Here is a 24,605-nt window from a genome sequence, read left to right as displayed (position 1 = left end):
CGGGGGACGTCCGAGACGGCCTCGCCCGGCTGTGTTGAATCGCCATAAGGCAGTGGGATTCACTGTTTCACGGCACGCTTGATGTTATAGACGACACACATCAGAGCGATTTCTCTGAACTCACGGAACCAGGAACGCGCTCGCACGGCGAAGCCGAGCGAGCGCTTCACAGCCGAGTTCACAGTTTCTGTCATAGAGCGCTGATTGTAGCGTCGTTTGTCGATTCTAGCGTTGTGAGCGTGGTCGTAGGGAGCGAAGATACGGTGCTTGATGAGCGGTCTGATGCCGAGTTCACGCAGTGCTTCGCGGAGCGCTTGCTTGTCATAGCCTTTGTCGGCCGCTAGAGACCGCAGATCGCCCGCGTTCCGGCGGGCGATCTGCTCAGCGAGATCTGCGTCGCTTCCTTCCCGAGTTGTTGAACAGTGTACGTCAAGAATGGCTTGAGAGTCTGTGTCGACGAGTTTCGTGACCTTCAGCTTCTGTACGCGGTAGCTGATTCGCTGGCAGTAGTGGCGGCTCGCAGCTGAGCGTTCGTAGAATGTAGCGTCGATAGCGGCGTGTTTCGATGGGTCGTGTAGCTGCGCCGACTGGCGCAGCAACACTCGACAAACGCTCATACTGATCCGGTCGAACGCCTTACACAACGTGGATGGAGAGGGGAGATCGGCCGCTTCAAGGCCGATCTCCCCGGTTATTTGTGGCATCTCTTTGAGCAGGTCGATCGTCATTCGGTAGGACGCATCCAGGTAAATCCGCAGACAATGCAGGGAAACGAGAGCATAGTCGGCGAATCCGCCGCCACCTTCCGGGGCGGCGGATTCGTCTCCATCACCGGTAACAACTTGAGCAATCGGCACAATCTCACCAGTGAAGCGGGAGATTTGTGTCATGGACAACCGAATCGTCCCGCTTCAACTCCTTTGATTTAGCGACCTATCCCGACGCCGTCTAGTGATTCAACACAGCCCCTCGCCCTTTCTGAGTCCACCAGGACGGTGGCTGGCTGGCCGAGCAACGTGGCCGGCTAGACAGGTGTGTACGTAACGGCCCGCCCCGCTCGCCGCTGCCGCCCTCCGCTTGCTCACGGCTCACTCCGTTCGCCGTTCGCGTCGAGGCGCTCCCTGCGGTCACGCCTCGCTTCGCTCGCGACCGACCATTCCGGGCTGCGCCGAGCAAGCTCGGCGTTCCGGGCTAAAGTGAATATGGTCTCGACGCCAGCATTAAGCGCGTTTTCGGTTGCGCCCCTCGCGGGCTTTCGCGTTCCAGCGCTTTGGGCCGTTCCGCGCGGCGAGTCACCCCACGACTCGCCGTGCTCACGACCGTCGCCCTGGACACAAACCCGCAGTCCGGGCCGGACGCGAGAAACGGCTTAAAGCTGGCCGCTCGCTCCGGGCGGGTCGGCGCGCGGTGCTGGTTGGGTGACCTTCCTTTGGCGCTCTCGCTCGCGCCCCAGGGGGCGCTCACGAAGGCGCGAGCGAGAGCGCGCAGACGAGTCTGTCGGTCGTTGTCGTCGAGGAAATCCGCGATGTTTGAGGCATCGCGGTGTCGGGCGCGTGAGCGCCTTCAGGTCTACGTGAGACCAATGTCAAGTAACAACGCCACCAGTAATGTAGTTTCGGTCGATGAACAGGCTTTCGAGAAACACGATGAAGTCGAGGTCGACGAGGACGGATTCGAGGTCGTCGACAAGACCCCGGAGTTCCGGGCGACGGTCGACATGGAAGTGCAGGCGAAAGTCGATTCCAACCATCCGGACGCGCGGGTCGAGGAAGGGCCGGATCACCTGTTCGGGAAGACCCTCGAACAGGAAGAGCGCATCGAGGCACGGGAGGCCGAGCTGGAGCACATCAGTGCCCAGGCGGAACTCAGTCAGCAAGAGGGACGCGCGAAGCGGACGCGAGAGGTCGTCGTCGAGCAGTGTGGCCGTGACGAGCCGGAATCGGTAGAGCGCACGGACCCCCGAGAGAAGGTGACGCAGGAGGAACTCGCGGCGGTGAACAAGCAGGCGATGCGGATTAGCGACGAGGTGAAGGGCGGCTGGTCGAGAGCAGTCGTCGCGAAGCAGCTGGCCGAGAAGGTGCAGCGCGGAGAGGACGTGACGAAGGCAGTGCTGGAGACGTTGGAGGAGCAGAAGGCGGTCCCCGGTGCAATCGTGCCCATCGCGGATGTGCCGGACGTCCCAGTCGGTGAGGTGACGGTCCAGGGTGAAATCACTGAGCTTTGGACTCCCTCAAGTTCAAATATACAACAAGTCGGGCTGATCGAGGACGAGAGCGGACAAACGAAATTCACGGTCTGGGAGAAGAGTGGGAAAACGATAGTTCGGGAAGGGCAGACGGTCAGGTTCAGAGCGGTCAAGAAAAATTGGTACCAAGCCCGGTGCAGTCTCGCCATCACGGGCTGGAGCAGGATCGAATTCCCAGAGCGCGGTCGGTGGTGGGAAGAGTAGGCGAGCGCGGTGTTTCTTTTTTGGTGTGTGCCGGACCGACCCGGACCCCGCCGCCCCACCCTCCGCTCCGTGCTCGCTTCGCTGCGCGCGCAGCCACGACCTTGAAAGCCGGTCGGACAATTTATACTAAAGGTGGGGGAAAGACACACAAGGCTGCTAGCCTAGGTTTTGGAACCTGAGAAGGCTTAGGCTTAGATTGGCGCCGCTATTAGAATTAGTTCGATACTGATTCTCCTGTAAAGTCTTCGGCTCTCGTCTCACCAATTCCCTCCACTTCATCGACCAAGGTCTGAGGGTCAGCATCGTAGAGATCTTGAGGCGTTTCAATACCGAGGTCGTGGAGCTGATCGATATTATTCTCAGTGATTCCGTTGAATTCGGTTAGCTCTTCCCCATATTGATCCTGAATCAGAGCGGTTCTGTCAGTGTATTCGCCGTACAGATCGATAATGGAGCTTCTGAACGCTTCTCTCGTCTTCTCTCTTTTATCTGGCCCAAGGCTTCCAGATTCATAGCCGTCATCACGTCGCTCATACTCTTCTACGATGGAGATGTCGAAGGTGGTCTTTGGTCGTTGTTTGAACTTGAGCTCAAGCTCCATCGAGTCTGTCGAATCTAGGTCATCGAATAGAGCCCTGACGGAGTTGAAGTAGAAGCCGCTATCCAAGCAATCCTGCACAAACCGGTTCTCTCTAAGACTAGTCCCCTTGAACACAGCATCAGTAATACCTCTAAGTTCTTCGTCTAGTTCTTCCTCGATCTCTTCCTCGTCCTCAAATTCTGCATCTTCCTCTTCCTCAAGTATCTCACCGACTTCTCCGCTTTGCTTGATACCGAGTTCAAGGACCTGCTCAAATCTCCATTCTCCAGGTGTATCCCGGAGGAACTTATTGAACATCTCAACGCTGTCTTCTGCAGGGATAGTCTCCAAATTGAAATTGACTCTCTTGATTCCCGGTTTTCTCTCGCTGAGTCTCTTTGACTCCCAATCATTGAAGAAATCGCTGGCAGCGTTGAACTCGTCCGAGTAGCGATATTCTTGAGTCCCTTGCCACACCCCGTCTTCGTCCGTCTGTGTGAGGGAAACGGTGACAGAACGGCTCTGTTGGCTTTGGAGAGGACGTCGAGATGGGTTTCGGTCCTCGTACTGCAGGTTGATATCAAAGCCATCGTCTGTCTTGGCCACACTTTGTACCTCCAGATCTTTGTTCTCGTTATACTGGTATCCCCTCCCCATGTTCGTCTCCAAGTCTTCTATGAGAGCCTCTTCATCTGCTTCGCTCTCAAAAATGAATGCGGTGGCTTTCTTTCTCTTGTCCTTCTCCAGTACGTCTTTTTTCAGCGAAGTCGTCCGAGCGTATCCCAGGAACATCCGGCGTGTAAGGTTAGCCAAGTCCTCTGTTTCGCCGGAGTGTACTAGTACATTAGAGTGTTTGCGGAAGAAGGTCTGCGCCTTGTTGCGTCCATACTTTTCCTCGACGATGGCTTTGTAGTCTTGGTCGCTGGGGTACTCGTCCATAATTAGTCCTCGCTCAGGTCATCCGCGTATGATTTGAAATCAACCTGCGGTAGCTGGTTGAACTCGAACCGCTTCTCTGGCGGAAGGATACGTTCCTCCAGCGTATCGATTGCCGCTTCATAGAGTTCGTCTTCCTCCTCTCCGGACTGCATATAGGTGTAGATCCAGATTTCGTCGGCGTCGAGTAGTTCGTTGTCGCGCAGCGAGTAGTACAAGAACTCAAGACTGTTTTTATTAGTTCCCGCAGAATTGAATACAATACTGATATCTTTCGTTTCAGCATCCCGATCGTTCATTTCAGTCTTCTGAAGCTTTGCATAGACAAAGTCGGAAAACAGGTACTCAAACGACATTGTGTTCCGTCGTTCAGGAGCAGCCTTTGGCTCCTGAAGTGACGGGTAGTAGAAGTTGAGATCTCCTTCGATAATGTTGTCACCACTGGTGTGCTCTTCCTCAATCTCCCTGTATTTCCTCTGTATACTGGCGAGACGATCAAGTTCTCTATTGCCGAGGATGAGGATATGGTTGGGCCCTCCGCCCCTCTTGACCTTACAACTCTCTACATAGGCTTGGAAAGTCTCATGGTCGTAATCGTCGTCATTGGTGTAGGCACCAAGAATGGCTGTATCTCTCCTCCGACTCTGGTAGTTGTTTAGCTTCTCCTCAAAATCCTCAGATCTTGTTGAACACTCTAAAGCGGTTCTAGCCTGTTTTGCGTCCTTCTGAAGCGAGCTAGGACCCCAGCTGCTCCACTGTTTAGATTTAGATTCTACAATGACGCCCCTCTCATCTGAGAGGTACGGGTCCCTATAGGCCATATACCCGTCAATACCGTGTTCGTTTTTCTCGTGTTTTCGAGACTCACAGTCGATGTCTCTTCCACCGCCAATATAGTCCCAATTAAATTCTTTCAGCAGGGCGATAAGCCGCTTTTCGGCCCTGTCGCCAGAGTTGCGCTCTTCTTCAGCCATCGTATGCCTCCCGAGTTACCTTCTTTACCTCAGTCCACAACGGGTCCTCCGACTCCAGGCTAGAGTATAGTCGGACTGTACCACTTTGGAAGAAACCGAAAGTGGCCTCTTGTGACTGCGTCTTGATGTTTGCTCTTAAAATAGTGATGTCACTGCTGTGAGAGTCTATCAATGCACGAATGCGCATATCTCCTACATCCTTGATTGTATAAGTCCCAGACATCCCACTCTCTGCCTCAAAATTCTGAATTCGTAAACTCGAAACGTCAATAGACCACCCCGTGTCCTGTAGATGGGCGTACAATCTATCTATTGGAAGCTGCGTTTCGGTAATTGGAAAGCTGAAATCACTTGCCTCGCCGATTCTGGATATCAGCTTACTAGTGTCACTTTGATCGGAGAATATAGAGAGTAGACCGATATCGAAGTCAAGCTGGAAGGGGATCAGAATGGTTTGCTCCACCTCCTGGTCTACCACTTGGTGTGTAGATTCATCGAATGTTTCCCTTTTGACAGGGGTTTTTTCTACCAGGTGTCCACCAATCGCCATATCGCCTGTTTCGGAAATATTGAAGCCGTAAGAGCGGTTTTCTGTAAACTGAAGACTCTTTATCCCTTCAAGTGCTTCTTGATGATTCTCTTTTCCGGGTTCCAGTATCGCTAGGTTGGCGTTGAATGGAGACTGTGTGATCACAATCAGGCCCTTATATTGTTACTCATGAATATGCCTTGTCACAAAAAACTACTGTAAGTGGTATTTAAAGTACTTCAAACTCACAGAGCTCTCTACTTCCGAAAAGAAGGGAAATAAACCTATCCTCCATATAAAGAGTGGCTCCAGTCATGTAGAGTCTATTTTCCCCTCAATGGGTGAGGGGCTCGCCGTACTGGCGGGTTCCCTGAACACGGTGAGAACGATGGCAACCAGAGACATCTACGAAACTGGCTTCGACGAAGACGTCCGAACGGAGTCGAGTGCGAACCAATGCCCCGAGTGCGACGGCCGGGTCACCACGAACGCGGTCGAGACCGTCTGCGAGGACTGTGGCCTGGTCATCGACGAACAGCGCATCGATCACGGGCCGGAGTGGCGAAGGTTCGACGAAGACGAACGGGAGCGCACGGGCGCTCCGTTGACGGCGGCGCGGCACGATCGAGGGTTGTCGACGGAAATCGGCCGCGGGATCGATGCGAACGGGAACGAACTCTCAGGACTGAAGCGACGCCGGCTGTTCCGAATGCGGCGTGAACAAACCCGTGGGCGGTTTCAGTCGAAAGCCGAACGCAACCTCGCACACGGGCTTAGTGAAGTCCGCCGGATCAGTAGTGTGCTCGAACTATCCGAGGCGATCCGTGACCAGGCCTGCCGGCTCTTCCGCAGCGCTCAGAACGAGGACCTCCTCCAGGGCCGGTCGATCGAGGCGATGGCCGCCGCGAGCGTCTACGGCGCGTGTCGGTGTAACGGGCGGCCGCGAACGCTCGTCGACATCACCGATTCAGCGCGCGTCGAGCAATCGCGGGTGACGAACGCATACACGACGCTGAATACGGAACTCGGCCTACCAGCCCAACCCGTGACGCCCAGTGCGTTCGTTCCGCGGTTGGCCTCGGAGCTCGGCGTCTCCGATCAGATCCGGCAGCGGGCTCGGCAGTTGGCGGAAGCATCCGAATCGACCGGAGCAACCACGGGGGTTCGACCATCTGGGTTCGCCGCAGCCTGTCTGTACAAGGCCGGACGCGAAGACGGACGATGGCTCACCCAGTCGGACGTCGCTGACGTTGCGAACGTCTCGGTGGTCACCGTGCGGACCCACCGCGACGCGCTGGACGAACTGGCTGTCTAACGCCCACACTGCTGATTTTCGGTTGTATGTCTGTAGGCTGATTGATGTGAGAGCCATTATTTAAACCCGAAGACGAAGCATGATACGGCCAGATCACTCTATGACCGACCAGTACGCCGACTACGAAGCCCTCCGACCGCTCGGCGAAGCGACCCACGTTCCCGACGGTCAACTCGCCAGTAGTAGTGGCGAGCCCCGGCGGCAACGCTCTGGTGGCGTCGACGCGGGCTATCCAGACGACCCGACAGTAGATGAGACCGAGTGTGATTGCTGTGGAGCGTCGATCCCCGCTGGCCAGTCGAAGTGCCGGCTCTGTCTCACGAACCATCTCGAAGCAGCCGACGACCAGGACACATCGAATGCCGAACGAACCCTCCTCCATATCATCCACATAGTCGTTGAGGCGTCGACGTTCTACGGCGCCGTCGGGAAGGGATCTGCTGCGGCCACCCTCCTCGCGAAGGCAGATGATGACCCAGTAGTCGATGACTGCAAGCTAATCTATGATCTCGACGAGGAACCGGCCCCACAGCTTGTCGACCAGTGGCCCTCGCTCCCCTCGGCGACACGGGTCACGTCTGAATGTGGTAATCAGCTGCTAGTGTCCGCTCGCAACAAGACATCGCCGACAGAGACGACGCAGTCCCGTCACGACGGCGAGCACGCGACGTTTCTCTACGACGAAACCGGGAGCGCGGTTCGAACCGAAGAGGGTCTTGCAAGCCTCCGTGAGGATGCAGACGACGACCTCTGGCTGGTGTCAGCGATTGCGCTCCAGGAATCCGTTGACAAAACCGATACCGACCAGCCACGACGCGAGCGCCCAAACAGAACTCACCTCGAGTGTCGGGAATGTGATGGGGAGACTAAGCATCGATTCCGCGAATTCGAGGCTGTCCCCGATGACGAGTGGACCGGGCAGCCCATGTGGGAGTGTCAGCGGTGCGGGACACCTCGCTATGGGCCCGAACCCGAAGGCGGTCAATAGAGACGGTATCAGTTTAACCAACGAACCCTGATGTCGATTCGTTCTGTTGGTTAACTGGAGGCCAGTTCGTGATCACTCCCGGACTCCCCACTGACTGCCCGCCGGTGTTTTTTCGCGCCGTAAATTGGCGGAGGCGCACATATGGACCCACGAGACACCCCCGGCTATCGACTCCACCGCGCGCTCAGCAGCCTCACCAGTATCGATATCGACCAATTGGAGCCCGCTGATCGAGAGCGAATTAGCACCGCGACGACGCTCCTCGAGCAGGTGGATTTTCTCACCCAACCGGATACGACGAGGGACGGTGACGTACACGGAGAATCCTGACAGCACGACGCGTCGACAGCGAATCGTCCTGTGGCCGTCACAGCGTGAGCGGTTGTTTGCCCCCTGAAGGGGTGCGGGGGCGCGAGACCGCTCCCGAGAACAACCCATGGCAACACTCCAAGCCGCAACGACATCGACCGGCGCGCTCGTAACAGACCCACAGGCCGTCCGCCAGCTCTGTGAGAACCACTGCTTCGGGACGCTCAACTGGGAAGTGGACGACGACGGCGAACTCGTTATCTGGGGCTACGACAGCTTCGAAGTGTACGAGGCCCGTGAGAACGGTCTTCCTGATTACGACGGTGGCATCGTCACCCACGAGTTCCTCCGGTCGCTCGCGGAGTATCTCGAACCGGACGAAGAATTCGACATCCAGACAGCCGGATTTACCAAGTGCCGATTTCCCGTGCTGGCGAAACGGTACGTCATCCGCGACGGTGAGGTGCTGTACGCGGACCTCAGTTCCCCCGACCCGATCGACGAGTAGCGTTGTTCGTCCCCCGGGAGGGGTGCGGGGCGATCCAGTCGTGGGTCGTCCTGCGAGGTGATTGTTCAATGGGCCACCGCGCACTCGTTGCGTACAAACGAACTGACGGACAGTACACGCTCCACTACTCTCATTGGGGTGCAGCGAATCTCAAGCTCAAGCACCGAATCTCGGCCGAAACACCGTTCGGTGGCGAAGACACCAACTCGAAGTGGGCGAAACAGCTGCTGGCGGAACTGGCCGATGGCCTCGAAGCAGATGCCGTCGACGGCTACCTCGCCGGCGAAGACCTCCCGTCGACGGTCGTCGAGCCGAAGCCCCGCGCCACCGGCCTCACGCTCGAGGAGATTATCGCTGACCATCTCGACTACCTCCATCACGAGGCGTTCTACGTGGTGTCACCGACCTTCGAGGTGACTGCCTACCGGACACTGTGGTTCGGCCTACAGTACGACTCGGAGACAGTCGACCACGACGAGACAGTCGGCAACGGGGCGCTCGCCACCGTCCGATGGCACGACGGCAAGCCGGTCGGCGACGGCCATCTGAAGGGGCAGTTCCGGGCACTGAAAGACGTCGTTGGCGATATGGTCGACAAGGGTGTGTTCACACAGTCGACGGCCCGCCAGTACCTCAAGCAGAAACTCGGCGAGTGGGTCGGGAACCGCCAGGAACTGCGTAGCCCAGGCGGTGAATCACCGTCTCCGGACGCGACACTCAGCCGCTCGTAGGGCGATTTGCGTCGAAGCAGATGGTGGTTTTTCTGGGGCAGAAAGGACTGAGCCCCATCGTAGGCTCGTGATTTGATGCCTGAGAATCCAGACGAAGATCCATTCCACGATTGCGAGTTAGGTCCCGCCGCAGTCCTCGGGACGCGCACCTTCCACGATGTCCTGTTCACCGAGGATACGGAGACGCCGGTGAACGTGCTAACTGGCAAGACGCCAACACATTCGCAGGCGACCGTCGAGGAAGCGAAGAAATTCACTGCGAGTATCGACACGGACACACCACAAATCGCGCTCCCGGCCTCTGTCGAGACGCAGGTCGAGACCCAGAGCAAGCCCTACACCTCAGCTGCGTTCTTCCATTTCAAGGCGACGGGGTCACTCGAACGACACCGTGCCTACCACGTCGCGTACGACTCGGATGCGTTCACCGTCGACTTCGAGGCCGACTACGCGTCGGGCGATCTAACCATCACAGTCGACCGAGCGAACGAGTCCTAAGAATCGACCGTTAGATCAGGTTTTTCGAGCGCCGGCGATGGGTGCCGGCGCAGCAGGAGCGAGCAACGACTCCCGGTGCGTCGGCGCTTCGAGGTGTTCGAGATGCACATGGTCATTTACAGTCTGGTAGAAGCATCGACAAAAGACGAAGCACTATCCACCGGAAAGACGGTGTTCGACCGCCTGGTCGGCGCGGACCCACACGCTGGCGCCGTCTTCGATTACCACGTGACGTTCGACGAGGAGGATACGTCCGTTGCGGGGAAGGCGCGATGGGGTGAGTTGCCGACTGCAGCCCCCGTCAACTCCGATGACGGCCAAGACCTGCTTGAGCGTGGCTGGGAGGCGACGAAAGAGGAGTTCGAGCGGAATCTCGAACGGGTGAGGGAGGCACTTGACGAACTTTCCGATGAGGAGATCATGCGCGACGAAGATCTCGCTCGGCACGCCTTCCACCAAGTCGGCGCCTACGACGGGCCAACGATCTTCTTGTACAACGAATATGCGAACGGTATCCGTCACCGTGAGCAGCTGGATCGAGTGCTGGAGGAGAGTGAAGAGCTCTGGATCGTGCCCGCAGACGTCCACTTCTAACAGATGCCCCGGATCACCAACTGGCGACGTGAGAGCCGCACGCCCACACTCGCATACCGGAATACCGAGACCGGCGCTCGGGCGGTCTTACACCGAGCACCGGATTCGTACCGCTACAAGTGGCGTGGCGTAATCCTCGTCGACGGCTACCCAGTGTGGTCGCGGGGGTACGAGACGAAGGACGCGAAATCGTTCCGTGATGAGCTCCGGGAACGGCCAGCGCCCGAACTGAGTTGTCCCGAGTGTCCGAACAGCGACGTGGCAATCGGTGGGAAAACGGCTGACGGTGCGAAGATTCAGCGCTGGTTCGAGTGTCGGAACTGTGGGTACGAAGCATCCTCGCGAATCGTGTACGGCGCCGAGCGCTGATTGATAGGAGCGTATCTGTGGTGACGTTTATTTTGGGCCGGAATGGGTGGCCCGTCTCAATCGGGCCAGATCCATAGATGAGTCTGGAAGTCATCGACCGCCACAGTGAAGCACTGTTCGAGTTCCTCTGGTGTCCGGTCTGCGGGCACGAGATATTCAGTCACATCCCCTTCGAGGGGATGTTCTGCAAGAACTGCAATACGCAGGTTAAACTGCAAGAGTCACGGGAGACACGTGGCTACGAGGAGGCCGTCCTCGCCTGCTTCGACACCGATTCGACGTGGAACCTCCACGTCGACGAGAAGCTCCGTCGCGATCTTCCGGATGGGTCGGCGCGGGTGAAGGTCCTCGGTGCCCCAGGCGACTATGAGGTCGATTGGTGGAGTCCGAAGCCAGATGAGAACTGGGAGCCGGTCGAACGTGGTGAGTTCGACGATGTCGAGGAACCTTCGGAGGTCTCTCATTTGGCTTAGCGAAGCACTGCTGCAAATCTAAAACCGAGTCACAGAGAGTACTCGCATCGATTAAGTACTCGGTCCTGCCATCTGTCTATGAAGTTAATGTTTACTCGAGATGATCTCCCTCGTAATGACCGTCTTTCTAATCCTATCACAGTCCTCGTTCGAGAGGTCTCGCCCTCCAGCAGTAACAAACTCGATTTTGAAGTTACAGTCGAGGATGCAGACGGACATACAATCTCTCTTAAAATCTGGTCGACGCATTCTCTCTCCCTTTCGCTTACCGAGGGTCACCGGTACGAACTGAAAGACGTGCGAGGAAGGTACTGGTCACAGGGTGGAAGTCGACACTACCAGCTCGACAGTACGAAGGATCTGACAGTAACTGAACTCGGTCCGGCCGATGACACCGCAACACGACTCTTGATTGTCGGCGACACACACGTCGGTTATCGGCATCGTCGCCGTGATAAGAAAGCAAAAGGTGCTAAAGATCTCGACGCTCGTGGTCGCTTCCAAGCGGTAATGGATCAGGCCAATACCCTAGACGCTGATGCCATTGTCCACGCCGGGGACATTTTCGATCACGTTGCCATCGGGGCAGACCGGTCCTTTGTGATAGACGCTCTCAACTCAGAGCTCAATATTCCGTTCTACTACATCTACGGGAACCACGATGAGCCTGCTAGCCGTCGAACAGTTGATGGAGCAACTAATGATACGTCAGAGGTTGAGCGTCTCTCGAAGAATGGAGAATCAGTAGGGGAAACAGACGTTACGCTATTCGGGATCGACTACAGTCACGATAGCTTCCCGGGCGAACCGCTCGAAGCCTCGGTTCAATCAGTACTTTCAAACGCGAATGTATTGGTCGTCCACGATACTCCATACCCTGTCCGGAGTGAAAACGGGTACCACATACATCAAAAAAGGGGAGCAGATTTTCGGAAGGCTATTGAACAAACCTCCGTTGAAATTGATCTCATCGTCTCCGGGCACATGCACGTCGGTCAACAGGGCACGCTTGATGAGTTCCAAACGCCCGTCCTTGTTACCGGAGCACCAGCACCAATCAGTAGCGGGAAAGAAGACAACAACCCGTCAACGTGGCTCCTCCGTGTGACTGAGAGCGGCATTGACGGCATCACACGACACCTTCTCTGAGAACTGGTTGTTATTGCGCCGGCGATGGGTGCCGGCGCACACGCACCGGCGGTGTTTGATGTCGACACGAAGTCAACTCCGATTCGTCCAACGAGTCGATCAGGACGACGAACCAAACGATGCGGACCGGGTCGCACAGGTGTACCGGCATTCTGACGGCTACCCGACGAGCGTCCTTCAGGATCTCGTCCGACTGAAGGAACTGCTCGATGCGACCCGCGCCGAGAGTGGACCGGCCTACACGGCAGCGGCGTTCGTGTTCCTCGACAAGCTCTCAACGGTCAGTCTGTATCTGGATGGTGATCCAGAGCGAACGATCGACGCAGCGCAGCCAGCAGACCTCCTTGATCCGACCAATATGGAGCATCTCGACCAGCCGCTGTTCCTGCTGGGTCACGGCATCGAGAATCCGGCCGACGGCATCCACGGCGACGAGGAGTATCTCTACGTCGTCGAACTCCCCACACGGAATTCGTTCGAGGAGCCCGCCGAATGGATCATCAAGGTGAGCGGTCACTCCGCGTTCCCCCGCTGGGACGGTCCGACCGACGAGGCCTTCGAGCGGGCCAGCTGGCAGTTCCACGGCCCACTGGAGGACGCGTTCGAAGAACTAGTTGCTGAACCGGCGTGAGAACGCGACCGGTCTAAATGATGCCGCCGATGACGAGCAGGCCGACGACGAGCAGAAGCGTCGCGACCACGCTCCCTCCAGCGAGTAACTTGTTCTCCATCGCCTTCTCGTGGAGTGGCATTGCGGCGTACTCCTCGCGGAACGCCTCGAGGTTCTGGTCGTCGTAGAAGTACTTCGTCTTCAGCGCGAACCGTTCGGTGACCGCACAACCAGTACAAATCGGCTCGCCTTCCAACCGTTCCGTTTTGGTGTGGCTGGAGCAGGCGATTGCCCCGCAGTTCGGACAGTGGGTGTACGTCTCGTCGACGCCGCTCGTGTCACAGTGGACGCACCGATGGATGCCGTCCTTGTCTGTTACTCTGGACGGCCCTGCCGCGTAGTACTCGTAGGGGTAGGTGTACTCCTGGAGTTCCGTTGTCTGTCGAACCTCGGGGAGGTACACCAGTTCGATCGACTGGACCGAGATGTCCGAGCGGTTCGGCTCGCAGGTCTTGTTGTACGTGACGTTGTTGTCGCCGGTGTAGGTGACCGTCGTCGTGTGGTGCTGTTGGAGCCGCTCGACGGCCCACTCCTTGTACTCCGTTTGCGTCTGGCCGAACCGGTTCTCCTCGACGTCGTCGAACACCTCTCCGAACTGCTCGGCGTCGAGGTCGACCGTCGCGTGGTGGTTCTCGGTGACCAGCGTCGCGACATCTTCATCGACGACCTGCGGCTGCCCGCGTTCGGCGTGGGCAACGAATCGGGTCCGGTCGTTGATCCGGTGGATGACGCCCACCGATGTCTCGAAGACGGCGTTCGTGTCCGCGGTGACCGCGACCACCGGGCGGAACGTCACCGATGAGTGCGGTTCTGGGAGGTCGGCAGCCTCGATGTTCTCGATGTCGCGGAACGCCTCCGCGACGGTCGCGTCGACGTCGGCGGCCAGGTCGTACGGGCGGAGCGTCTCGTCGCAGAGAATCTCGATGCGCCCGTTGTAGAGGTCAAGGCCGATCTCGTCGGCGATGTCCCGGAGGTCCTCGCCATCGAGCAGCTCTATTGGATGGGGATCGTCATTCTGCTGGAGTCGATGCGCGTACTCCTGGGCGGGATTCGTGAACCGGCCGGTCGTGACGACCATCCCGCGTTTCGGGCCGTCGAAGTCGAACGTCGCAATTGCTGAGTGGAGCTTCTGGACGACCGGTCGCCCGACCGTCCCCGTGTGCTTGCACTCAACGATGATCGCGCGCCGCGTGCCGTCGACGACCTCCTCCATGATGACGTCGCGACCCTCGTCGGCGGTTCGGTCGGCCTGACGGACGTTCTCGTAGCCGAGATTGCGGAAGACGTCCTCTATCACGTCCTCGAACTCGAACCCTGAGAGATCGTCCAGTACAGCCATCCCGATATACCTGGACAGTACGTTGCAACTGTCAAATACGTTGCCGAACGCAGCTACGTCCTGTTTTTGAACCCCCGAGAGGGGTGCGGGGGTGATCAAACGAGCCTCCCGCGAACCAACCTATGAGTGGAATCAGCGACCCACGCTCACACGTACAGTCACGGACCACGGCTGATCCCGACGTCATCTACGTCGGTTACCGTCGTCGAGGCCGCGCCATCGTCGAGAAGCAATCAGACCAACAACAGCTCACGCCAGAGCGGAGTCTCGAGCTGGCGAATCACAGTCCTTCGGGCTTCGAATGGGGATATGGTGGCAGCGGGCCGGCCCAACTCGCACTCGCCCTCCTGCTCGATTACACCGACGATGAGGAGGTAGCGCTTGCGGAGTACAAGGCGTTCAAGACCGAAGTAGTGAGCCAGCTAGAGTGTACAGGACCCGACGGCTGCTGGCGACTCACCGGACGCGAGATAGATGCTAACCTTCATGAGATAGTCGACGACCCAGTCGCACCGTCCGTCAACTAACGATCACAGAGCGCAATCAATGTCAGAACACACTCAGCAGCCTCGTGCGGACTCAGAATCGCAACAGAACCGTGAGCGTCAGGTGCCAACCGAGTACGTCGAGCGAAGCGATGTCGGCGTCTCACTCACCGTCAAACTCACTCGCGGTACTGGCACCCGCGATCAAGACAAGATCACGGCCAAAGTGAAGGGTAAGACGCTCGAAGACGCCCGCGAGGATATGGAAACCCTCCGCGAGTATATCCACGACCTCGCTGAGGACACTCGCCAGATCCAGCCAGCCGACCCACACGAATAGTACTTCTTTTGACTATTGCACAGAATTGTGTAACCAAAGGATGTACGAAGTGTGCGGTGAGAAGGAACTCAAGGTCATCCTCGCGCTTGACCCGGGCGATTCCATCTCAGGCGTCGCGCGGAAGATCGACGAGAACCGGGAGACGATCCGTCGCGTCGTGAATCGCCTCGAGGAGGCGGGATACGTCGCGGGCGACGATGGGCTTCATCTCATCGATCAGACGTTCCGAGACGCCGGTCTCGAGTTCCTGACGGCGTCAGCAGACATCTCGCCACCGTCGATCTCAGAAGCCTATGTCCTCCCGCAGTTCGCGGGGATGGAGTATGCATACACTGGCATCGATGCGGTCTACGTCTGGACCCGCGGTGGCTACCAGGTCGCTCGCGACCCAGAGGACTATCCGCTGTTCATCGCCGTCCACGAGTCTGACCTCGATGCCTGGACGGCGTTCTTCGATCGGTTCGAAATCCCGACTGCGGAAGAACGCCTGCCCGCTGCCGACCTCGATGGTTCGATACAGGTGGTACTCAAGCCGCGGCCACAGATCGAGGCCGAGATGGTCGACGGACGGCCCGTCATCCCACTCGAAGAAACTGTGGCGTTCGCAAACGAGCACTACGCGCACTTCCAGTCAGCGCTCGACATGCTCGGCCGCATGTACGACAGCGTCGACACTGACGCGAACTACCGTCCAAACTGACTTGGGGTTCTGACAAGGAATTTCTTCGACTGGGAGTGGCCTGGCCGCTGTTTGTTGTCGCCTTGAGAGAGCGAAGGCGAACAAAAATGAGCGATTCGTTGAATTCATCCGTCGAATCAGACGGTCTCACACCGGAACAGCGTCTTGAACCGCCAAACACCCGACTCATCAATGCTGGTATCGCGACGATTCACGACATGGAGACGCTCCGAGCCTGCGTCGCCTACGAGAACGCGAACCAGCAGCGCGTCCAGATTCTTCGCCAGCTCAAAGATCGGGCCAGCGAAATCCGCGCACAGGACGATTGCAATAGTTGACCGCGGGGTCAAATGAGCGATATGCCCGAGATCGTCCATATCCCGGAGGGGATATGATAGCATATCAGATTTCCACGCGGTAAATAACCCAGATAACGATGACTCGTAGATGATCGAGCCGCTTGGCTACCAACAATCAGGTCTACGGTGATTTCGACACTCAGTAAACCGATTACCGAGCTGAATATGTAGAAACCAAACCGGCACTGTCTAGTTCTGAATGACCTCAGCTGGCGTTTTCCCGTCGAGCGCTTGATTCGGTCGTTCGTGGTTGTAATGGTGTTTGAAGCGTCGTAGCCACTGTTTTGCGCTGGATTGACTGCCCCTCCAGAAGGAGTGAAAGCGGTCGATTCGTATGGTCACGGTCTGGAACCACTTTTCGATGTGGTTCCGGATTCGGTAGTCAAGCCGACCGCTCAAATCGTGGCGTGAGAGGGCAGTCAGATAGCCGCCAGCATCAACGAGAAACACTGTATCGTCGAGATCGTGTTTTTCGGTGAGTCGATGCAGGAACGCTGCCGCGGGGTCAGTCCCGCGGCGGCTGAACACGTTAACTTCGAGCAACAGCTTCGATTCTGTGTCGATGGCGGCGTAGAGCCACCTTTTCTCGCCGTCAACCTCGATCTGTTTCTCATCGACTGCGACCTGCGACGGCTCCGCCGTCGGTGGGTCGCTCTGAGCTTCAGACAGTGTATGAACCCAATTCCAGACTGCACCATGAGAGCGATCAACACCCAGCAGGTCTAAGATAGCAACGTCTCCCTGATCGACAGCCCCGCCGCGTGGAGACGCACCCCAAACCGCCAGACGGGTGTCGGGGTGCGCTCGTTCTCCCAAACGTCTTCATTGTCCTCGTTCAACGTTTCTCTGAGGAGGTCTGCGAGTTGCATGGACACTTCTCGCTACGGCCTCCTCGCTTCTCAAACTCGCTCAACTAGACAGTGCCCTGAATCGGCAGACGTATCCGATTTTATAGCCACATACAATAAACAGCAGGCACGAATCAAATCCATCCTCCGAAGTTGTGGATATGTACTGTTCACAAAATCAGGCAGATAGTCAAACAGTGAAATCCCCTTATGTTCCACCCATGCCCCTACTTCACCAGATAATTTCTCGCGTGGTCACCAGTCGTACTCTTGGTGTATTTGGCGCCCTTCCTCGTTCAATAGCGGCCCGACGACGTCGCTGACTCTTTCCAGAATTTTCGTGGATCGAACTGTTGGCTTGTTTCCGGTGAATGTTGCGATTTCATCACTTCCCACACTGTAGGCCACGCGTCCGAACCCAGCTGTCGCCATCCCGCCTGCACACATCGGACAGGGTTCAGTGCTTGTATACATCACCATTGCTGCTCGTTCATAAGCGCTGTACTCTTGACACGCACGATACGCAAGATGGAGTTCAGGATGGCGCCGGATGTCATCTTCAGTAATTTCACGGTTAGAGTCACTCATGATGACTGTATCATCACGGACAAGCACGGAGCCGAACGGTTCATCGCCACGGGCAGCAGCTTGACGTGCGAGATCGAAAGTTTCGCGCATATGTGCCTCGTCTTCAAATTCATCGAATTTGGGAGTAGTCACAGCTGTATCCTAGCCTGTACACATGAAGTATTTGTTGGGAACATGGATTAATAGCAGGAGGATGTCACTAGCGACCTGCACCACTGTGACCACTGCACTGAGACAGCCAGTTACATCTATCGTCAAAATATGGATTTAGATCTTGGAGAACAGACTAATATCACTCAAATCAGAGTCCCATCCAAAGATATTCTGGAATACATTCTTTAGCAACGGAACATATCTGTTCTCGGTATGCCTCTTAATTCACCGTTTGATGTGTCCGCCAACCGCCTGTTTCACGTCATGACAAAGCCGAACGGCCCAACGTGTAATCTCGAATGCGAGTACTGTTTTTATCTTGATAAAACGGATCTCTATCCGGAGCGGTCAGATTTCGTAATGTCCGACAAGACACTCGAGACGTACGTCCGCCAGTGTATCGAAGGTCAACCTGGCCCCATCGTTACGTTTGCCTGGCAAGGTGGTGAACCAACGCTACTCGGTATAGACTTCTTTCAAAAAGTGATCGAGTTTCAGCAGAAATATGCACCCGCTTCAGTACAAATCAGGAATACACTCCAGACGAATGGAACGCTCCTCGATGAGGAATGGTGTCAGTTCCTCTCGAAGAACGATTTCCTTGTTGGGATCAGTATTAACGGGCCACGCGAACTCCATAACCGATTCCGCAGGACCAGGGCTAAGAGTGCTACTTTCGAGCAGGTGATGGACGGCTTATCACTCCTCGACAAATACGATGTCGAACATAACGCCCTATGCGTCGTCAATTCAGTAAACAGCCAGCATCCGATCGACGTCTATAAATTTTTCAAAAAAGAGAATCTGGAATGGATCCAGTTTATCCCACTTGTCGAACCAGTCGAGACATCCGGGTTGGAGACATATAGCGATGATAGATCGGATGTACTTCATCAGAACCCAGAGATTGGTCACCAGGCACCGACTTGGGTTCGTGAACGTGGCGGGACGGTTGATCACCATGACAAAGCGTATGCGGCGGTCGTAGAGGCAGGCAGAGCAGCCCCAGTGACCGATCACAGTGTCGACCCAGAACTCTACGGAGAATTCTTGTGTACGATATTCGATGAATGGATTCGTCACGACATTGGCGAGATATCGGTCCAAATCTTTGATCAGAGTCTTGAACAGCTGTTGCGGGGTGAGTCAAATCTATGTCTCTTTCAAGAGACGTGCGGTTCGCAAGTCGCCATGGATCATAATGGTGATATCTATGCGTGTGACCACTTCGTCAACCCTGGATTCAAACGCGGTAATATTCACGAGACTCATCTCGCTGAATTGGTCGAGGAACCTGAACAGCGCAAGTTCGGCGAATACAAGCGAGACGGGCTTCCATCTCGTTGTCGAACCTGTAATGTCAGGGAATTCTGTCACGGTGGCTGTCCGAAAAACTGGCTCCTGACGACACCCGATGGCGAATCCGGACTCAATTATCTCTGTGCAGGATATCGCCGCTTTTTCACCTACATTCAGCCCTATCTAGGTCTTGTTAAACGAGCAGCTGAATTAGAAATCTCACTCTCAACTGTCAGTAACGCTGTCGGCAGTCTTGATTGATCGAAAACAAATTATAGGGTAGCGTAACGTATGTTAATCTGATCTGCGACCGCGTTTACGGAGTCAGTTGTCCCCATGACCGGATGTCCTTGGAATCTCCAAGCAAGATAGAGATCAGCAGGCCGGCGTTCCCTCAAAGCTCAATCGTAGAGGCCCCCGACACGAACCGCCTCGGGTCAAGCCACGAAGTATCCGCCTCGAACTCCTGAAAACTCCGTCGGCGAGCAACTCACAGATAAGTCGGGGAATCGATGGGCTTCTCAGTTCCAATGCCGGTCGTCCCAGTGGCCACCATAGAACGGGTCCGTAGTTTTCTCAAATAAATCGGTGAGATCCTCGAACCGAGCATCCCGTCGCTCGGCATAGTCAGGGTCCTGAATCCGGTTCGTTACCTCATCGGGGTCGTCCTTTAGATCGTAGAACTCGTCTGTTTCGAGGAGGTTGAGAACTAGTTTATCTGTCTCAGTGACAAGCGCCCGGAGGGGAAGAAACCCGTTATCGCCAGTGCGATCGTTAGCAAAGGCGTGGTATTCGACCAGCGCCGAGTCACGGTACGCCTCATCCTCCTCGAGCAGTGGTCGCATGCTCTTGCCGTCGACGTCTAAGTCAGCGTCTAGACCGGCGAGGTCGACAAGCGTCGAGCGGAGGTCGACATGGGAGGTGATGGATTCACGGAGTTCGCCAGCCGGCAGGCCAGCGGGATACCGGAACACCAGCGGGACGTTGACAGTCTCGTCGTACGCCGTAGCCCACTTGCTATCCAGTCCATGGGCGCCGAGGTGGTGGCCGTGGTCAGAGGAGAACGTCACAATGGTGTTCTCACGGTCGTGGTTATCGACCGTCTCGAGAAGGCGGCCAATCTCGCTATCAACCCACTCCGCACAGCCAAAGTATACCGGCCGAGGAATGACGCCCGATTCCGGGTCCGACAGCGAGTCGATGAAGAATTCGCCATTCAGGAACTCCTCGGCACGGCGTTGGTGGTGGGCGGGCTTGTCTTCGAGCTCTTTGATTGTCTCGTAGTTGTCAGGAAGTTCAGGTGGGTCCCCCACGTACCGTTCGGCGTATTCTGGTGGGCAGAGGCTCGGCTCGTGAGGCTCATCGATGGAGACGACGAGAAAGTAGGGTTGATCGTCCACGTCATTGATGAACTCGCGGGCTCGGTCGACGATCCGACCGCCCCAGATGTCCTCACGGGTGATGCCCTTCTCTCGAAGCGCTTCCGGGGGGTGCTCAGCATTGTAGTTATCGAGCATTCCGTCAGACCACCACCAGTCGAAGAACTCGTCGCCCATGTCCTGACGGTAGTTCTCGCCGTCGTACCAGTACTCTTGCTCGTAGGGTTCAGGTGCGACGCCGTCGCCGTGATAGTCACCGTCGAGGTGCCACTTCCCAACATAGGCGGTCCGGTACCCGGCCTCCCGAAAGGCGGTTCCCATAGTCTCGACACCCTGGTAGAGCATGACGTTGTTTGTCCAGCTCCCGGCGTTATGGGGGTACTGCCCAGTAAACAGGCAACTGCGTGAAGGTCCACAGACGGGCGCACCGGCGTAGGCGTTCGAACAGCTAACACCCTCGTCGGCGAGTCGGTCGAGCGTTGGCGTATCGATGACGCCTTCGCCGGCGCCACCGAGATTACCAACGGCATTCAACCCTTGCGTGTCTGTTACGACTAGGACCACGTTCGGTCGGTCAGCCATACCCGGATGGGAAGTGATGAATTAGCATAAAAATGGCGGGATCGTTGGGGAAGTTGTCCGACTCATGGCGGTCTTCCGATTGAGCACGCGGCAAAAATCGAGCAAGAGTAGAGTTCGGGTCATAGCGAAGAATTTCGCACTACCACACAGAACCGAAGAGACGCGCTCGATCGACTTGCGTGGACAAGTCCCGCAACGGACAGTAAAGATAGCCGAATATTGATGCTGTCGTCGAGGACGTCCGGAGCGGCCGATTCGTCGTCGCAGCCGTCGGAGACAGACCAGTATCGATGAGCGCTATGCCGACGCCCGACCATCTAGACTCGTTGTCGACGAACATCACCCGGGACAACATATGGTACCGTTTCAGATCGGAATAATCGCTCTGTCCGCAAATCACTGGAGACGGAGGTGTGTTCACCATTCATGGAATCCGCTGCTCACTATCATCGATCAGAGGCCATTTTCTCCTGTGAGACACACCACGAAGAACCTCTGCCGATGACGCTACGCCTGACCGACACAATACTCTGAACTGATAGGGATCAGTACTGATGCTTGGAGATTCTCACGAGAAAAATGAGATACACGAAAACCACACGACGAGAGAAACTATGAACTAGTCTGCTGATACCTATGAATTGCGACCTTATCTCTGATATTGCGTCATCGGTTCACTGTCAACATTGTTCGACGAGAAGGACGGGAGATATCGGGGCGTCCTATCGCACTCAGCTGTCGAAGAGGAATTCGGAAGTGTCACGGAGGTCGGTGGAGTCGACTGTCGTGTCCGCCGCGGCCACAGCCGCATCTGGGACGCGTTCGTCCGGATGAAACAGGACTGCAGTATCCGCTTCAACGAACGCCTCCGTGTCAGTGTGTGAATCTCCGACATAGGTTATATCGATGCCCGACTGCTGTTCGCGAATCTCTCGCAGGATCTCTCCCTTCTCTGACGGGCCAACACCGACATCGATTCCTGACAGCCGGCCGTCCGAGAAACGAAGCATATTCCCACGGACGAATCTAGGACTGTACTGTTCGAAGCGGTGCGATAAATTACCCACCCCAGCGGTGAGCACGCCGAACGGGATGTTCTCGTTCCTCAACGTCTCCAGAACCGCCTCTGCACCTCGCTTTGGCTTGACTGCTCGCGTCGCTCGGTCTATATCCTCGGCCGTGACGCCCGCGTTCGCCCACACGTCGACTGTCGACCGGCACCACTCCGTGAACGTCAGCTCCCCGGATTCGAGCCCAGCCATCAGCTCATCGCCGACTGGAGTGGTCCCGTAGAGTGTGTGCAGTAGGTCGAACCCACCTCGCTGTCGAGCGAGGGTGCCGTCCAAGTCGAAAACAACGAGTCGTGCCATTTCACTGCTCGGCGACGACTTCGATTTCAACGTCGATGTCGACTGGGAGTTTCACGACTTCGACGGCACTCCGGGCGGGATATGGCGGGGTCATCAGCTCCCCGTAGACCTCGTTGACCTCGTCATAGTACCGCATATCCTTTACGAACACCGTTGCCTTCACGACGTCATCGAGCGACGCATCGGCCGCTCGAAGGATAGCTTCGACGTTCTCTAACGTTCGTCGCGTCTGTTCAGCAGGCGTCCCATCGATGACGTCGCCGGTCTCGGGATCGACCGGACCTTGTCCGGAGACGTAGATGCGGTCCCCGCTTACGGTTCCTTGCGAATATGGTCCGATGCTATCCGGTGCGTCGTCAGTAACAATCTCTTTCATAGTATAACCTCGTCCATGTCGAGTACCCTAGGGGTTCCACCTATGGCTATTGAGCTACCCACATTAAAGCGGTGGGATTCAGCGTGGACTCCCGTTCTGGCCTCGGATGAGGCAGAGAATCGCCGTTCACGTTCAGCGTCCCGCTGTTCAAGCGCATGCCTAAGGGTTCGCCTCCGTCGCCTCCAGTTTGGGTGCGACGGAGATACCGCAAGCCGATATTCTTCGCGGCGTTGTAGTCCGCATGGTTCTCGCACCCACATTTGAGGCACTCGAAGTCCTCGTTGTCGCGGTTGTTTTGGTGCGTGAATCCACATGCGAGCACCGCCTCGACGTGTTCTCAGGAGTAACTTGTTCGACCTTGATGTCATGTATTTCGGCCTTGTACTCAACGTACTCATACAGGCGGTCGAACGCCCATTTGTGGCCCCGCGATACCCCAGTCCGCTCGCAGATGTCAGTCAACTCTTCGAACGCAATGACCGAACACCCGTTTTTGCGGGCATCCGCAACAAGGTCGTTGCTGATGCGGAGAACCATCAGCTTGAACCGCCCTTCTTCTTCTTTCCGACCGACCGATTGGATGTTCTCGTGTGCCCAGGGTGTTCCGCACTGTTGGAGGGACCCACGACGGTTCTCGTACTCACGCCGCCAGTGGTCGAACTCCTCGCCCGTCCAGAACGTGCCTGTCGAGGTGACGGCGAGGGTGTTCACGCCGAGATCAACTCCGAGAACCGTTCCGTTCTCAGGTGTTGCCTATGCCGACGTGTCAGACTCCACATCCCTGTACTGCAGTTCCGCACTCGTGTTTTCGTACTTTTCGAAGAATAGGTAGTCGGAGTGCGGTGTGTCGCTGTCCTCATCGGGTAGCACGTACTCGGCTTTGATTCAACCGTCTGTGGTGGTGAGACTCACGTAGTCGGCGTGGAACGTCGCGGTACGCTTGTCGTAGACGACGTGTGGGCTGGTGAATAGGGGTTTGGAGGCTTTCTTGTCTTGCTTCCAGCGTACGACGACGCTCTTGCAGGCCTCTGCCGCTTTGTTCCGAGCGGCTTACACAAGGCCACCGTTGAACCCGTCTGTTTTCTCGCGTACCTCGTCGTAAGTTTCGTCATCCAGCGCCGTCTTACTGGTGGTGACGTACTCGCCGTGGAAAGCGTGGTCAACGACGTATTGAACCGATCAGAGGAACGTATCCACGGTGTCCTCGAGGGGTACGGCGTCGTCGCTATTCACGTCAAGTACAACGAGGACAGTGCGCCGCACATCCATACTCTATATGTGAGTAGAGCAACTCTTAAGAGTTGGGGTATCGGCCTGCCGCAGTAGTGTGGTTTGGTTCTGAGTTGTCGACTTCATTCCACAGCTAAAGCCGTGGTTTTCGCCTCACATTTTCTATAAATGCTGTTGCGAATCAAGCGAAGAAGTAGATACTGTAAGGAAACAATCGAGTCGGTTGTTTTGTCTTGCACTCAGTATACGGACACAAAGAGTACTATCTGACGGAGTGAGTATAAGTGGTCCTTCGAGAGGGCTAAGTCCAACCGAACATTGGTTCATAGCTATAGTTGGACGGGTTCCGAGCATACTGTACAGAGCACCATGATGTATGAATTCCCCCTCTCAAAATTCTTAGATGGCTTTGGACCTTCTAAAATTTGGATTTTTGGACAGGCTAGTAGACCGACTAAGACGTGTGTCCTGCTGTCACGTTCTGCAACAGCTGGTTCTGCAGGAAT

Annotated in this window: 26 protein-coding genes and 2 pseudogenes; 17 read left to right on the top strand and 11 right to left on the bottom strand. The window is 56.4% G+C overall.

The window, feature by feature from the left end; all coding sequences use genetic code 11:
* Nucleotides 1-59 precede the first annotated feature (59 nt).
* A complete protein-coding gene (locus Hhyl6_RS23470) occupies nt 60-890 on the bottom strand; it encodes an IS5 family transposase (protein WP_483739087.1) in 831 nt (276 codons plus the stop codon).
* 692 nt (nt 891-1,582) lie between these two features.
* Between Hhyl6_RS23470 and Hhyl6_RS23465 the strand changes: the two genes are divergently transcribed.
* Nucleotides 1,583-2,449, top strand: a complete 867-nt coding sequence (locus tag Hhyl6_RS23465; RefSeq protein WP_483741665.1) for a DNA-binding protein — start codon at nt 1,583-1,585, stop codon at nt 2,447-2,449.
* Between the two features lie 214 nt (nt 2,450-2,663).
* On the opposite strand, the gene Hhyl6_RS23460 is transcribed toward Hhyl6_RS23465, so the two are convergent.
* The 3 genes from Hhyl6_RS23460 to Hhyl6_RS23450 are packed head-to-tail and all read right to left on the bottom strand — an operon-like array spanning nt 2,664 to nt 5,633.
* Entirely contained in the window at nt 2,664-3,968 is a 1,305-nt protein-coding gene (locus Hhyl6_RS23460; protein ID WP_483741616.1) for a helix-hairpin-helix domain-containing protein, read from the bottom strand.
* A 2-nt stretch (nt 3,969-3,970) separates the two neighbouring features.
* Nucleotides 3,971-4,939 (bottom strand): PD-(D/E)XK nuclease domain-containing protein, encoded by a 969-nt coding sequence (locus tag Hhyl6_RS23455; RefSeq protein WP_483741615.1) that lies wholly within the window; start codon nt 4,937-4,939, stop codon nt 3,971-3,973.
* Nucleotides 4,932-5,633 carry a hypothetical protein gene (locus tag Hhyl6_RS23450; protein WP_483741614.1) on the bottom strand — a complete coding sequence of 234 codons (702 nt, stop codon included), beginning with the start codon at nt 5,631-5,633 and terminating at the stop codon, nt 4,932-4,934. The genes Hhyl6_RS23455 and Hhyl6_RS23450 overlap by 8 nt, the downstream gene beginning before the upstream one ends.
* Nucleotides 5,634-5,856: 223 nt before the next feature.
* Between Hhyl6_RS23450 and Hhyl6_RS23445 the strand changes: the two genes are divergently transcribed.
* From Hhyl6_RS23445 to Hhyl6_RS23395, 11 genes are all read left to right on the top strand, one after another.
* Complete coding sequence (locus Hhyl6_RS23445; protein ID WP_483741613.1) at nt 5,857-6,783, top strand: transcription initiation factor IIB; 927 nt, start codon at nt 5,857-5,859, stop codon at nt 6,781-6,783.
* Nucleotides 6,784-6,883: 100 nt separating this feature from the next.
* Nucleotides 6,884-7,771 carry a biosurfactant protein 1 gene (locus tag Hhyl6_RS23440; RefSeq protein ID WP_483741612.1) on the top strand — a complete coding sequence of 296 codons (888 nt, stop codon included), beginning with the start codon at nt 6,884-6,886 and terminating at the stop codon, nt 7,769-7,771.
* 141 nt (nt 7,772-7,912) lie between these two features.
* Nucleotides 7,913-8,101, top strand: a complete 189-nt coding sequence (locus Hhyl6_RS23435; RefSeq protein ID WP_483741611.1) for a DUF8012 family protein — start codon at nt 7,913-7,915, stop codon at nt 8,099-8,101.
* 106 nt (nt 8,102-8,207) lie between these two features.
* Nucleotides 8,208-8,588 carry a hypothetical protein gene (locus Hhyl6_RS23430; RefSeq protein ID WP_483741610.1) on the top strand — a complete coding sequence of 127 codons (381 nt, stop codon included), beginning with the start codon at nt 8,208-8,210 and terminating at the stop codon, nt 8,586-8,588.
* Between the two features lie 68 nt (nt 8,589-8,656).
* Nucleotides 8,657-9,319 (top strand): DUF6735 family protein, encoded by a 663-nt coding sequence (locus Hhyl6_RS23425; RefSeq protein ID WP_483741609.1) that lies wholly within the window; start codon nt 8,657-8,659, stop codon nt 9,317-9,319.
* Between the two features lie 75 nt (nt 9,320-9,394).
* Nucleotides 9,395-9,817, top strand: coding sequence for a DUF8025 family protein (locus Hhyl6_RS23420; protein ID WP_483741608.1), 423 nt, complete (start codon nt 9,395-9,397; stop codon nt 9,815-9,817).
* Nucleotides 9,818-9,919: 102 nt separating this feature from the next.
* Complete coding sequence (locus Hhyl6_RS23415) at nt 9,920-10,411, top strand: DUF7995 family protein (protein ID WP_483741607.1); 492 nt, start codon at nt 9,920-9,922, stop codon at nt 10,409-10,411.
* A 3-nt stretch (nt 10,412-10,414) separates the two neighbouring features.
* Entirely contained in the window at nt 10,415-10,780 is a 366-nt protein-coding gene (locus Hhyl6_RS23410) for a DUF7568 family protein (protein WP_424005435.1), read from the top strand.
* Between the two features lie 77 nt (nt 10,781-10,857).
* A complete protein-coding gene (locus tag Hhyl6_RS23405; protein ID WP_483741606.1) occupies nt 10,858-11,253 on the top strand; it encodes a DUF7567 family protein in 396 nt (131 codons plus the stop codon).
* Between the two features lie 78 nt (nt 11,254-11,331).
* Nucleotides 11,332-12,402, top strand: coding sequence for a metallophosphoesterase family protein (locus Hhyl6_RS23400; protein ID WP_483741605.1), 1,071 nt, complete (start codon nt 11,332-11,334; stop codon nt 12,400-12,402).
* 58 nt (nt 12,403-12,460) lie between these two features.
* The gene (locus tag Hhyl6_RS23395) at nt 12,461-13,033 is read left to right on the top strand and encodes a hypothetical protein (protein WP_483741604.1); all 573 of its coding nucleotides are present in this window, start codon (nt 12,461-12,463) and stop codon (nt 13,031-13,033) included.
* Nucleotides 13,034-13,046: 13 nt separating this feature from the next.
* Here Hhyl6_RS23395 and Hhyl6_RS23390 read toward each other — a convergent pair whose 3' ends face one another.
* Nucleotides 13,047-14,411 (bottom strand): restriction endonuclease, encoded by a 1,365-nt coding sequence (locus Hhyl6_RS23390; protein WP_483741603.1) that lies wholly within the window; start codon nt 14,409-14,411, stop codon nt 13,047-13,049.
* 122 nt (nt 14,412-14,533) lie between these two features.
* On the opposite strand from Hhyl6_RS23390, the gene Hhyl6_RS23385 reads away from it, so the two are divergent.
* The 4 genes from Hhyl6_RS23385 to Hhyl6_RS23370 all read left to right on the top strand — a co-directional run bounded on the left by Hhyl6_RS23385 (nt 14,534) and on the right by Hhyl6_RS23370 (nt 16,253).
* Nucleotides 14,534-14,938: a DUF6166 domain-containing protein gene (locus Hhyl6_RS23385; RefSeq protein ID WP_483741602.1), complete on the top strand. Its 405-nt coding sequence runs from the start codon at nt 14,534-14,536 to the stop codon at nt 14,936-14,938.
* 19 nt (nt 14,939-14,957) lie between these two features.
* Complete coding sequence (locus tag Hhyl6_RS23380; RefSeq protein ID WP_008524600.1) at nt 14,958-15,236, top strand: DUF7389 domain-containing protein; 279 nt, start codon at nt 14,958-14,960, stop codon at nt 15,234-15,236.
* 40 nt (nt 15,237-15,276) lie between these two features.
* The gene (locus Hhyl6_RS23375; RefSeq protein WP_483741601.1) at nt 15,277-15,936 is read left to right on the top strand and encodes a helix-turn-helix domain-containing protein; all 660 of its coding nucleotides are present in this window, start codon (nt 15,277-15,279) and stop codon (nt 15,934-15,936) included.
* A gap of 86 nt (nt 15,937-16,022) precedes the next feature.
* Nucleotides 16,023-16,253 carry a DUF8129 domain-containing protein gene (locus Hhyl6_RS23370; RefSeq protein ID WP_080510856.1) on the top strand — a complete coding sequence of 77 codons (231 nt, stop codon included), beginning with the start codon at nt 16,023-16,025 and terminating at the stop codon, nt 16,251-16,253.
* Nucleotides 16,254-16,463: 210 nt separating this feature from the next.
* Here Hhyl6_RS23370 and Hhyl6_RS23365 read toward each other — a convergent pair.
* Both Hhyl6_RS23365 and Hhyl6_RS23360 read right to left on the bottom strand, forming a co-directional pair.
* Nucleotides 16,464-17,143, bottom strand: a pseudogene (locus Hhyl6_RS23365) (IS6 family transposase).
* A gap of 234 nt (nt 17,144-17,377) precedes the next feature.
* Nucleotides 17,378-17,842, bottom strand: coding sequence for a nucleoside deaminase (locus Hhyl6_RS23360; protein WP_483741600.1), 465 nt, complete (start codon nt 17,840-17,842; stop codon nt 17,378-17,380).
* 234 nt (nt 17,843-18,076) lie between these two features.
* Between Hhyl6_RS23360 and Hhyl6_RS23355 the strand changes: the two genes are divergently transcribed.
* Nucleotides 18,077-19,423: an anaerobic sulfatase maturase gene (locus Hhyl6_RS23355; RefSeq protein WP_483741599.1), complete on the top strand. Its 1,347-nt coding sequence runs from the start codon at nt 18,077-18,079 to the stop codon at nt 19,421-19,423.
* A gap of 260 nt (nt 19,424-19,683) precedes the next feature.
* Here Hhyl6_RS23355 and Hhyl6_RS23350 read toward each other — a convergent pair whose 3' ends face one another.
* The 4 genes and pseudogenes from Hhyl6_RS23350 to Hhyl6_RS23335 all read right to left on the bottom strand — a co-directional run bounded on the left by Hhyl6_RS23350 (nt 19,684) and on the right by Hhyl6_RS23335 (nt 24,138).
* On the bottom strand, nt 19,684-21,123 hold the full coding sequence (locus Hhyl6_RS23350; protein ID WP_483741598.1) for a sulfatase-like hydrolase/transferase: 1,440 nt from the start codon (nt 21,121-21,123) through the stop codon (nt 19,684-19,686).
* A 731-nt stretch (nt 21,124-21,854) separates the two neighbouring features.
* Nucleotides 21,855-22,493 carry an HAD family hydrolase gene (locus tag Hhyl6_RS23345; RefSeq protein WP_483741597.1) on the bottom strand — a complete coding sequence of 213 codons (639 nt, stop codon included), beginning with the start codon at nt 22,491-22,493 and terminating at the stop codon, nt 21,855-21,857.
* A 1-nt stretch (nt 22,494) separates the two neighbouring features.
* Entirely contained in the window at nt 22,495-22,869 is a 375-nt protein-coding gene (locus Hhyl6_RS23340; RefSeq protein ID WP_483741596.1) for a RidA family protein, read from the bottom strand.
* Nucleotides 22,866-24,138, bottom strand: a pseudogene (locus Hhyl6_RS23335) (RNA-guided endonuclease InsQ/TnpB family protein). The gene Hhyl6_RS23340 and the pseudogene Hhyl6_RS23335 overlap by 4 nt, the downstream one beginning before the upstream one ends.
* Nucleotides 24,139-24,605 lie beyond the last annotated feature (467 nt).

Source organism: Haloarcula sp. H-hyl6, from assembly GCF_056934455.1.
This window is presented reverse-complemented; position numbering and strand designations above follow the sequence as displayed.